The following is a 10493-nucleotide window of genomic DNA, read 5'->3' as shown; positions in this document are numbered from 1 at the left end:
CCTCCGCTCCGCCCAAGCCCTGAGCGCGCCCCGCAGGCCCACCCCGACCGGGTGAGCCTGGCCCCTTCCGAGCAGCCCATCGCACCCCACACGCAGCAGCACCATGGCCCATTTCTTCATCCACCGTCCCGTCTTCGCCTGGGTGCTGTCCATCGTGGTCATGCTCGCGGGGTTCATGTCGATCTTCACCCTGCCGCTGGAGCAGTACCCCGACATCGCGCCGCCGCGCGTCTCGATCAACACCATCTACACCGGCGCCTCGGCCGAGACCGTGGCCGACTCCGTCACGCAGGTGATCGAGCAGCAGCTCAAGGGCATCGACAACGTGCTCTACATGAGCTCGACCAGCGACTCCGCCGGCCGCTCGCGCACACAGCTGACCTTCGCGCCCGGCACCGACATCGACGTGGCCCAGGTCCAGGTGCAGAACAAGCTGCAGACGGCGATGAACCGGCTGCCCGAGGCGGTGAAGAGCCGGGGCGTGTTCGTGAACAAGGGCGGCCAGGACAACCTGATGACCTACGTCTTCACCTCGCCCGACCCCTCGGTCACGCAGGTGGCGATCGGTGACTACATCACCAGCAACGTGGTCGACGTGATCTCGCGCATCGACGGCGTGGGCGACGTGAGCGTGTTCGGCACCAGCTACGCCATGCGCATCTGGATGGACCCGGGCAAGCTGGAGCAGTTCGCGCTCATGCCCTCGGACATCGTCTCGGCGCTGAACTCACAGAACGCCCAGGTGTCCGCCGGCCAGCTCGGTGCGCTGCCCGCGGTCAAGGACCAGATGCTCAACGCCACCATCACGGCGCGCACCAAGCTCAAGACCGTGGACGAATTCCGCGGCATCGTGCTCAAGGCCGCCGCCGACGGTTCCCTCGTCACGGTGGGCGACGTGGCGCGCGTCGAACTCGACGCCGACAACCTCACGGTGAAGTCGCGCCTGAACAACCAGCCCGGCGCCGGCCTGGGCATCGTGCTGGCCGACGGCGCCAACGCCATGGCCGTGGCCACGGCGGTCAACGCGAAGATGGCCGAGCTCGCACCGTTTTTCCCCGATGGCATCACCGGCGTGATCAGCTCCGACACCACGCCCTATGTGCGCGCTTCCATCAAGGAGGTGGCCGTCACCCTGGCCGAGGCCATGGTGCTGGTGGTCATCGTGATGTTCATCTTCCTGCAGAACCTGCGCGCCACGCTGATCCCCGCCATCGCCGTGCCGGTGGTGCTGCTGGGCACCTTCGGCGTGCTCTCGGTGCTGGGGTACTCGATCAACATGCTCACCATGTTCGCCATGGTGCTGGCCATCGGCCTGCTGGTGGACGACGCCATCGTGGTGGTGGAGAACGTGGAGCGGGTCATGCACCAGGAGGGCCTGCCCGCGAAGGAGGCCACCATCAAGTCCATGGCCGAGATCACGCCCGCGCTGGTGGGCATTGGCCTCACGCTCTCGGCGGTGTTCATCCCCATGGCCTTCTTCTCGGGCTCGGTGGGTGTGATCTACCGGCAGTTCTCGGTCGCCATCGTCTCGGCCATGGCGTTCTCGGTGCTGGTGGCGCTCTCGCTCACGCCGGCCCTGTGCGCCACCCTCCTCAAGCCCACCGAGCACCTGCACGAAGGCGCGCCCGCGCGCTCGGGCCTGCTGGGGTGGGTGGACCGCTTCTTCCGCTGGTTCAACGCCGGCTTCGACCGCAATTCCACCCGCTACCAGGGCGCGGTGCGCCAGCTGCTGCTGCGCAGCAAGCGGGTGATGCTGCTCTTTGCCCTGCTCGTCTGCGGCGTGGTGTTCCTGTTCCAGAAGCTGCCCACGTCCTTCCTGCCGGTGGAGGACCAGGGCTTCATCACCGCCAGCGTCACGCTGCCCGCGGGTTCGTCGGACGCGCAGCTCGAAACGGTGCTGCAGGACATCACCCGCTACTTCAACGCGCAGCCCGATGTGCTGCGCGTGAACTCGCTGGCGGGCAACAGCGGCAACCAGAGCTCGGGCACGATCTTCGTGCGCCTCAAGCCCTGGGACGAGCGCCCCAACCCCGAGCAGAGCGCCGAGGCCATCTCGCGCAAGGCCACGCGCGACCTCTCGCGCATCCGCGCCGCGCGCATCTTCGTCTCCATGCCGCCGGCCGTGCGCGGCCTGGGCTCGGACAGTGGCGTGAACTTCATGCTCAAGGACATCAACGGCCTGGGCAACGACGCGCTGCGGGCCGCCAAGGACCGCGTGATCGAGCTGGCCGCCAAGCACCCCGCGCTCACCAACATGCGCACCACCGACTTCGACGTCACCTCCGAGCTCAAGGTGCTGATCGATGACCGCAAGGCCGCCGCCCTGGGCCTGTCCACCAGCGACATCAACAACGTGCTCTCCAGCGCCGTGGGCGGCTCCTACGTCAACGACTTCGTGCACAACGGCCGCGTCAAGCGCGTCTATGTGCAGGGCGACGCGCCCTACCGCATGCTGCCGCAGGACATCGGCAAGTGGACGGTGCGCAACCGCAGTGGCGAGATGGTGCCGCTGGCCGCCTTCACCTCCACCGCCTGGACCAGCAGCGCGCCCCAGCTGCTGCGCTACAACGGCTCGCCGGCCATGGAGATGATCGCCAACACGGCGCCCGGCGTGAGCTCGGGTGCCGCGATGCGCGCGGTCGAGGAGATCATGGCCGAGATGCCGGTGGGCATCGGCTACGAGTGGACGGGCGCGTCCCTGCAGGAGCGCCAGTCCGGCGCCCAGGCGCCGTTGCTCTACGCCATTTCCATCCTGTTCGTGTTCCTGTGCCTGGCCGCGCTGTACGAGAGCTGGAGCGTGCCGTTCTCCGTCATTCTCGCGGTGCCGCTGGGCATCGTCGGCGCCTTGCTGGCGACGTATTTCCGGGGCATGTCCAACGACGTGTATTTCCAGGTCGGCCTGCTGACCACCGTCGGGCTGGCGTCGAAGAACGCCATCCTGATCGTGGAGTTCGCGGTGCAGCTGCAGGACCAGGGCCGCAGCATCTTCGACGCCACGCTGGAGGCGGTGCGACGGCGCCTGCGCCCGATCCTGATGACGTCGCTGGCCTTTGGCTTTGGCGTGCTGCCGCTGGCCCTGGGCACCGGCCCGGGCGCGGCCAGCCGCCAGGCCATCGGCACGGCCGTGCTGGGCGGCACCGTGCTTTCCACCTCGTTGGGCCTGTTCTTCGTGCCCGTGTTTTTCCTGCTGGTGCGCAGCTGGGTGCAGCGCCGGCGCTCGAAGGCGGCGGATGCCGTGCCACCCCAGGCCACCCCCGCGCTGTCGCACCAAGGAGACGCGTGATGCGCCCGATGACGAAACCGTTCTTCCAACGCACGGCCTGCGTGGGCGCCCTGCTGGTGCTGCTGGCCGGGTGCGCCGTGCAGCCACCGGCCCGACCCGATGTGCAAGGCGTGGTGCCTCCCGTGCTGGGCCAGCCGCTGGCCGTGGTGGACGCGAGCGCGGGCGCCATGCAGACCTCGCAGCGCCTGGCCTGGGTGCAGCACCCGGGGCTGCGCCAGTCGATCGCGCAGGCGCTCACCCACAACCGCGACCTGCGCGTGGCCCTGTCCAACATCGAGCGCGCGCGCGCCCAGTACGGCATCACCAGCGCCGCCCAGCTGCCCACCGTGGCCGCCACGGCGCAGGGCAGCCGCAGCCGCACGGCGGCCGATCTCTCCAGCAACGGCCTGTCCACCACCACCACCCAGTACACGGCGCAGCTCGCCATCACCAGCTTCGAGCTCGATTTCTGGGGCCGCGTGCGCAACCTCAACGAGGCGGCGCTGCAGCAGTTCCTGCAGTCGGAGGAAAACCAGCGCAACGTGCGCATCACGCTGGTGGCCGACGTCACCAACGCCTGGCTCAACCTGGCGGCCAACGAAGCCCGCCTCGCCCTGGCGCGCGACACCCTGGCCGGCCGCGAAAAGGCTTACCAGCTCACCGAGCGCATCCACCAGCTCGGCGGCACCTCGGGGCTGGTGCTGGCGCAGAACCGCATCACCGTGGAAACCGCGCGCGGCGACGTGGCCGCCTTCACCGCCCAGGTCGCCAAGGACCGCAACGCGCTCGAGGCCCTGGTCGGCAGCGGCCTGCGCCGCGAATGGCTGCCCACGGCCGACACCCTGCGCGCCGATCCGGCGGCCGCGCCCGCCGCGCTGATGGCCCTGCCTGCCGAGCTGCCGTCGTCGCTGCTGCTGGAGCGCCCCGACGTGCGGGCCTCCGAATTCAACCTGCAGGCCCTCTCGGCCAACGTGGCGGCGGCGCGCGCGGCGCTGTTTCCCACCATCAGCCTGAGCACCAGCATCGGCACCGGCAGCCGCGAGCTCGACAACCTGTTTGGCAGCGGCAACAACACCTGGAGCTTCGTGCCGCAGATCCGCTGGCCCATCTTCGACGGCGGGGCCGCGCGGGCATCGGTCGACGTGGCCCAGGCCAACCGCGACATCGCCGTGGCCCAGTATGAGAAAGCCATCCAGACGGCCTTCCGCGAAGCCTCGGACGCGCTGGCCGAACGCGCGCAGTGGGAGGCCCGCCTCGCGGCGCAGCAGGCCGTGGTGGACGCCAACGCGCGCGCCTTCGAGCTCTCCGAAGCGCGCTTCACGTCGGGCGTGGACAACTACCTCACCGTGCTCGATGCGCAGCGCAGCCTGTACGCGGCGCAGCAGGCGCTGATCGCGCTGCGCCAGTCCGAGCAGGCCAACCGCGTGGCGCTGTGGAAGGTGCTGGGCGGCAACCTGGCGCCGGCTTCCTGAGCGGCGGGCGCCGACCACGGCGTCAGCGCCTTATCCGAGGCTGCGGTATTTCACGAAGCGCTGGCCTTCCAGCGTGACTTCGCCCTCCCTGACGAAGCCCAGCCGGGCCAGGCCCCGCGTGCGCGAGCGGCTCGGCGGCAGCAGGATGGTGACGGTGCCGATGCCCAGCGCCGCGCGCCGGCTCATGAAGCCGCGAACGATCTCGGCCCCGTGGCCCCAGTGCGCGGGGTGCAGGACCAGCGCGAGGTCGGCGTCGTCGCCCTCGCGCTGGAAACCGCCCCAGCCGGCCAGATGGCCGTCGATCCGGATCGACCAGGGCCCATAGCCGTTCTTCAGCCACTGGGCGTCCTTGGCTTTGGCCCAGTCGGTGACCGCGTCTGCGGTCCATTGGCCATCGGCCAGCGGCATGTGGCGAACCACGTCCGGGTGATTCAGGAGCACCAGCCAGTCTTCGGCCGGAACATCGGAGAGCGGGTGCAGCGTGAAGGGCATGCGGAGGATTCTCAAGCATGGGGGCGACCGACGCGCCCCACGAGGAACCGGCCGGGCGCGGGCCGGGTAGGCAGCGGGCACGCCGGATGCGCGGGAGTGTCAAATCATTGTTAATCGGCTTGCGCCGCCCGCCGTGCCTGCTTATCTTCTCGAGCCTCTGGACTCGCGTGAAAGCAGCATGGCACACAGCAATCTCAAAAAATGGTCCGCCGAGTTCCTCGGCACCTTCTGGCTCACGTTCGGCGGCTGCGGCAGCGCGGTGCTGGCGGCGGCCTTTCCGCAACTGGGCATCGGCTTCGTCGGGGTCTCGCTGGCTTTCGGCCTCACGGTATTGACCGGCGCCTACGCCTTCGGGCCCATCTCCGGCGGCCACTTCAATCCCGCGGTCTCGGTGGGCCTGGCGCTCGGGGGGCGCATGCGCGCGGCCGAACTGCCTGGCTACGTGATCGCACAGGTGCTCGGCGCCGTGCTCGCCGCCGGCGTGCTGTACCTCATCGCCACAGGCAAGCCGGGCTTTGAAGTGGGCGGCTTTGCAACCAACGGCTATGGCGAACGCTCGCCCGGCGGCTACGACATGGCAGCGGCGCTCCTGACCGAAGTGGTGCTCACCGCGGTGTTCCTGCTCGTCATCCTCGGCGCCACCGCCCGGCGCGCGGCGGCCGGTTTTGGGGGCCTGGCGATCGGGCTGTGCCTGACCCTGATCCACCTGATCTCCATCCCGGTGACCAACACCTCGGTGAACCCGGCGCGCAGCACCGGCCCGGCGCTGTTCGGCCCATCCATCGCGCTGGAGCAGCTCTGGCTGTTCTGGCTGGCGCCCATCGTGGGTGCCGCGCTGGGCGCGCTGATCTGGCGCACCCTGCTGGCCGACGGCGACGAGGGCTAAGCCGCTTTCTTCCGGCGGCGCGAGAGCAGGCGCAGCAGCGCGCTTTCGGTGGTGCCGCTGGCTGGCGCTTCTTGCCGGGCCGGGCCATCGAGCACGGCCTCGAGCACCGCCGGGTGGATGTAGAAGCGGCGGCAGACCGCCTGTGTGTTGCCGATCTGCCTGGCCACCTGGCGCACGACCTCCACCGCCATCGCGCGCGTGGGGGCCACCGCCTCCCCGGGCGCCGGCGGCGCCAGCCCGGCGGCCAGCTCCAGGGCGAGCACGCTGGCGTGCCAGGTGCGGAAATCCTTCGCCGTGAAGTCGTGGCCGCTCACGCGGCGCACGTAGTCGTTGACGTGCTGGGACCGCACCGGGCGGCGCCGCCCGGCCTCGTCGATGTACTGGAACAGGTGTTGGCCCGGCAGGTCCTGGCAGCGCCGAACGATGCGCGCCGCGGCCGGGTCGGTGAGCCGCGCGGTCTGCTCCACGCCGCTCTTGCCCCGGAAGCGGATCTCCAGGTTGGCCGCCCGGGCCTGCACGTGGCGGTTGCGCAAGGTGGTCAGTCCGAAGGAACCGTTCTCGGCCGCGTAGGCCTCGTTGCCCACGCGCAGCGCCGTGCGGTCCAGCAGCCGCACGATGGCGGCGACCACGGTGTCCAGCGTGAGTTCGCGCCCGCGCAGGTCGCGCGTCACCGCGCGGCGGATGCGCGGCAGCGTGCGGCCGAACTCGCGCATGCGGTCGAACTTCTGTTGCTCACGCCGGGCCTGCCAGTCGGCGTGGTACCGGTACTGCTTGCGGCCCCGCGCATCGCGGCCGGTGGCCTGCAGGTGGCCGCGCGCGCTGGGGCAGATCCAGACCTCGGTGTAGGCCGGCGGGATCGCCAGGCGGCGGATGCGGTCGAGGTGCCTGGCATCGCGGATCGGGCGCCCGGTGGCGCTGAGGTACGCAAAGCCTTTGCCCCGGCGCACGCGCGTCCAGCCGGGGGTGTCGTCCTGCGCGTAGGTGAGTGAAGCGGGCATGGTGCCAGTGTCCGCACCCCGCACGCGGCGCGTGTCGGCGCCCTCCGTATGGCGTGTAGGAAAGGACCGTCAGCCGCGGCCCACGAAAGGCATCTGGCTGGCCATCACCGTCATGTTGAGCACGTTGGTCGACAGCGGCAGGCCGGCCATGTAGCGCACGGCCTCGGCCACGTGTTCCACGTCCATCATGGGCTCGGTGGCCAGGGTGCCGTTGGCCTGGCGCACGCCCTGCGTCATGCGGGCCGAGAGCTCGGTCAGCGCGTTGCCGATGTCGATCTGGCTGCACACAATGTTGTAGGGCCGGCCGTCCAGGGCGATGGTCTTGGTCAGGCCCAGCACCGCATGCTTGCTCGCGGTGTAGGGGCAGCTGAACGGTCGGGGCGCGTGCGCCGAGATCGAGCCGTTGTTGATGATGCGACCGCCCTGCGGGCTCTGCCGGCGCATCAGGCCGAAGGCGGCGCGCGCGCACAGGAAGACGCCGGTCAGGTTGGTGTCGATCACGTCCTTCCAGCGCTCCACCGGCAGCTCGTCCATCGGCACGGCCGGTGCGTTCACACCCGCGTTGTTGAACAGCACGTCGAGCCGGCCAAAGCGCTTTTCGATCTGCTCGAACAGGGCCTGCACGCTGTGCTCGTCGCGCACATCGGCGGGGATGGCGATGGCGTTGGGCCCGCCCGCCTGCGCCACCTCCGCCAGCGGCTCGGGGCGGCGCCCGGTGAGCACGACGTGGTAGCCGTCCTTCAACAGACCGAGCGCCACGGCGCGGCCGATGCCGCTGCCCGCGCCGGTGACCAGGGCGACCTTGGGGGTGGTGTCTGAAGCCATGCGATTCCTTGTGGTGGATGAGGGGCGATGGCCATGGTAACGGCGCGCGGCCGCCCGGTGCCTATCGGCCCGGGGGGGCCAGGGGCGCGGGCGTCGAAGGCAGCTGGCTCACGATCAGCAGCGTGACCACCGAGGTGGCGGCCATCACGCCGAGCAGGGCGGTGAAGCCGGCCTGCTTGACCACCGGGCCGATGAGCCACACCGCCAGCGAACTCGCGCCCAGCGACACCGCCAGGCGCATGCCTGAGACGCGGGAGCGCAGGCTGTCGTCAACGAAGCGCACGATCATCGCGTCGGTGAACGGGATCGCGCCGAAGATCGTCGCCATGAAGAGGAACTGCACGGCGTAGAAGGCCCAGCCATCCAGCACCATCGACAAACCCAGCAGCACCGCCTGCGCCGCGACGATGCTCACATACAGCGCCTTGAGCGCCACCCGGTCGATCAGGTGTCCCACGAGCAACTGGGTGAACGAGGCCACCGCGTAGATGGCCGCCAGCAGCAGGCCGATCTGCGCCGGGTCCTGCAGAATGGCCTGCAGGCGGTCGCTCAGCAGCTCGTAGTTGCTGTTGGTCGAGAAGTTGAACAACAGGCTGCCGCTGGTGGCGGCGATCGTCATCACCAGGAAGAGCCTGGCCATGGACACGCCGGCCGGTGCCGCCGTCGTGGTGGACTTCTTCTTCGCAGGTGCCGCCTGCTCGCGCGTGGCGAGCAGGGCGAAGGCCAGGCCGAACAGCAGGCACAGGGCGCCCGGCAGCGCGAACGCCATGCGCCACCCGAAGTACTTCACCAGAAAGCCCGTGGCCACGGCGGCCACGGCCACGCCCAGGTTGCCCACCAGGCCGTTGATGCCAATCGTCCAGCCCGGGCGGGGCGCGCCCTGGACCAGCATGGGGATGCCCACCGGGTGGTAGATGGAAGCGAAGCCACCCAGCAGCGCCAGCGCGAACGCCAGCTGCAGCGGCGTCTGCGTCGCGCTCACCAGCAGGGCCGAGCCGCCCATGCCGAAGAAGAACACCAGCATCATGCGGCGTCGGCCCCACAGGTCGCCCAGCTTGCCCGAGGGCAGCGAGCCCACGCCGAAGAAAAAGAACGCCGCCACGCTGTAGGGCATCAGGTCCTCCCAGCGCGCGACGCCGAACGCCTGCGCGATCGCCGTCACGGCGGTGGCAAAGATCAGCAGGAACATGTGGTCGATGGCGTGGCCGATGTTCAGCAGCCACTGGGTGGCCACGGAGTTGCGAAGCGGGGGATGAGCAGGGGGCGTGGGCATACGTGAATGACAGGGTATCCGGCGGGAGCGGCCTGTCAGAATTCTGGTGCAGGCGGCAACGCCTGTCTCGCGCTGAATGACCAACAACCATCTCAAAAGCGACATGGCCACATCACCCCGGCCGCCGGCCCTGGCGGACGTGCTGGACGCGATCGACGCGCAGCGTTCACCCATCTTCGCGCGCTCGACCGACTACCCGGCGGGATGGCACATCGAGCCGCACGCGCACGCCAAGCACCAGCTCATCTACGCCGTGCGCGGTGTCATGGTGGTCCAGGCAGAGGCTGGGCGCTGGGTGGTGCCGCCCACGCGCGCGATCTGGATGCGCATGGGCATGACGCACGAGATCCGTTGCGTGGGCGAGGTGCACATGCGCAGCCTCATGGTCTCGCCGAAAGCCGCGCCCCGCCTGCTGGAGAGGACGCAGGCGGTCGCCATCTCGCCCTTGCTGCGCGAGTTGATCCGCGCCGCCATGGACGTGCCGCAGCCCTGCGCGCCAGGCACGCGCGACGGCCGCCTGATGCGCCTCATCCTCGACGAACTGCGCGCCCTGCCGGTGCTGCCCTTGTACCTGCACCTGCCCACCGACTCCCGGCTGCTGCAGATCGCCGACGTGTTGCAACGCCGGCCCGACGACCCGTCGACCATGGCCGACTGGGCGCGGCGGCTGGACGTCGATGTGAAGACGATCCAGCGGCTCTTCATCAAGGACACCGGCATGACCTTTGCCCAATGGCGGCAACAGGCGCGGCTGCTGCGCGCGCTGGAGCAACTGGCCACGGGGGAGAAAGTCATCGATGTGGCGCTCTCGCTCGGTTACGAGAGCCCGAGTGCGTTCGCCGCGATGTTCCGCAAGCACTTCGGGCAGACGCCGAGCCAGTTTTTCGCGAGCGCCTGAAACGCGGCGATTTTTTTCGCTATACTTCGCGGCTCGTACTACTAAAGTACAAGCGGAAGTGGCATTCCTAGGGTTTCAATCGATGGGGTCGCGGCGTTTGCGCGGCGGCTCCCAGGCTTGTCTGGTCCCCGTTTTATGGTGGCCCGGACGGGGAGCCGAGAGGCTCGCCGACGTTGATTGAAACCCGGTAATGCCACACCCGTTCGGGCCACCGCCCCCCTTGCCCAGGGGGGGCTGGTCGGCTTTCGCACCCCTGCAAAGCGTTCACTTTGCGGACCCGAGGAGGTCGCGCACCCTGCCGGTGGATGCGGGTGCTGCCCAGGCCGAAGCCGGCCTGCCCGATTTCAATGTGCAGAGCGGGTATGGCCCGGGGCTTAGAGCGCGGCC

At 69.6% G+C, this 10493-nt stretch carries 8 protein-coding genes; 4 read left to right on the top strand and 4 right to left on the bottom strand.

All coding sequences use genetic code 11. The features are described 5' to 3' along the window. Window positions 1-103 precede the first annotated feature (103 nt). Both KIT86_RS22500 and KIT86_RS22495 read left to right on the top strand, forming a co-directional pair. Window positions 104-3283, top strand: a complete 3180-nt coding sequence (locus tag KIT86_RS22500; protein WP_297402556.1) for an efflux RND transporter permease subunit — start codon at window positions 104-106, stop codon at window positions 3281-3283. 8 nt (window positions 3284-3291) lie between these two features. After that, window positions 3292-4734, top strand: coding sequence for an efflux transporter outer membrane subunit (locus KIT86_RS22495; protein ID WP_297402558.1), 1443 nt, complete (start codon window positions 3292-3294; stop codon window positions 4732-4734). Between the two features lie 30 nt (window positions 4735-4764). Here KIT86_RS22495 and KIT86_RS22490 read toward each other — a convergent pair whose 3' ends face one another. Then, window positions 4765-5226 (bottom strand): GNAT family N-acetyltransferase, encoded by a 462-nt coding sequence (locus KIT86_RS22490; protein WP_297402554.1) that lies wholly within the window; start codon window positions 5224-5226, stop codon window positions 4765-4767. A 178-nt stretch (window positions 5227-5404) separates the two neighbouring features. Here KIT86_RS22490 and aqpZ point away from each other — a divergent pair, with 178 nt between their 5' ends. Further along, complete coding sequence (gene aqpZ, locus KIT86_RS22485; protein ID WP_297402552.1) at window positions 5405-6112, top strand: aquaporin Z; 708 nt, start codon at window positions 5405-5407, stop codon at window positions 6110-6112. Here the strand turns inward: aqpZ and KIT86_RS22480 are convergent. The 3 genes from KIT86_RS22480 to KIT86_RS22470 form a co-directional block, all read right to left on the bottom strand. Continuing rightward, window positions 6109-7110: a DNA topoisomerase IB gene (locus tag KIT86_RS22480; RefSeq protein WP_297402550.1), complete on the bottom strand. Its 1002-nt coding sequence runs from the start codon at window positions 7108-7110 to the stop codon at window positions 6109-6111. The two genes, aqpZ and KIT86_RS22480, sit on opposite strands and share 4 nt — an antisense overlap. Window positions 7111-7179: 69 nt before the next feature. Further along, entirely contained in the window at window positions 7180-7935 is a 756-nt protein-coding gene (locus tag KIT86_RS22475) for an SDR family oxidoreductase (RefSeq protein WP_297402548.1), read from the bottom strand. Between the two features lie 61 nt (window positions 7936-7996). After that, on the bottom strand, window positions 7997-9169 hold the full coding sequence (locus KIT86_RS22470) for an MFS transporter (protein WP_297402546.1): 1173 nt from the start codon (window positions 9167-9169) through the stop codon (window positions 7997-7999). A gap of 115 nt (window positions 9170-9284) precedes the next feature. Between KIT86_RS22470 and KIT86_RS22465 the strand changes: the two genes are divergently transcribed. Next, window positions 9285-10106 (top strand): helix-turn-helix transcriptional regulator, encoded by an 822-nt coding sequence (locus KIT86_RS22465; protein ID WP_297402544.1) that lies wholly within the window; start codon window positions 9285-9287, stop codon window positions 10104-10106. Window positions 10107-10493 lie beyond the last annotated feature (387 nt).

The organism is Hydrogenophaga sp. (assembly GCF_026125825.1).
In the GTDB taxonomy this organism is placed as follows: domain Bacteria; phylum Pseudomonadota; class Gammaproteobacteria; order Burkholderiales; family Burkholderiaceae_C; genus Hydrogenophaga.
The sequence above is the reverse complement of the archived record's forward strand: the minus strand, read 5'-3'. Positions and strand labels throughout refer to the sequence as shown.

Coding starts and splice junctions, on each gene's coding strand:
- KIT86_RS22495 (WP_297402558.1), top strand. CDS start 3,292: ATGACGAAACCGTTCTTCCAACGCACGGCCTGCGTGGGCGCCCTGCTG.
- aqpZ (WP_297402552.1), top strand. CDS start 5,405: ATGGCACACAGCAATCTCAAAAAATGGTCCGCCGAGTTCCTCGGCACC.
- KIT86_RS22500 (WP_297402556.1), top strand. CDS start 104: ATGGCCCATTTCTTCATCCACCGTCCCGTCTTCGCCTGGGTGCTGTCC.
- KIT86_RS22465 (WP_297402544.1), top strand. CDS start 9,285: ATGACCAACAACCATCTCAAAAGCGACATGGCCACATCACCCCGGCCG.
- KIT86_RS22490 (WP_297402554.1), bottom strand. CDS start 5,226: ATGCCCTTCACGCTGCACCCGCTCTCCGATGTTCCGGCCGAAGACTGG.
- KIT86_RS22475 (WP_297402548.1), bottom strand. CDS start 7,935: ATGGCTTCAGACACCACCCCCAAGGTCGCCCTGGTCACCGGCGCGGGC.
- KIT86_RS22480 (WP_297402550.1), bottom strand. CDS start 7,110: ATGCCCGCTTCACTCACCTACGCGCAGGACGACACCCCCGGCTGGACG.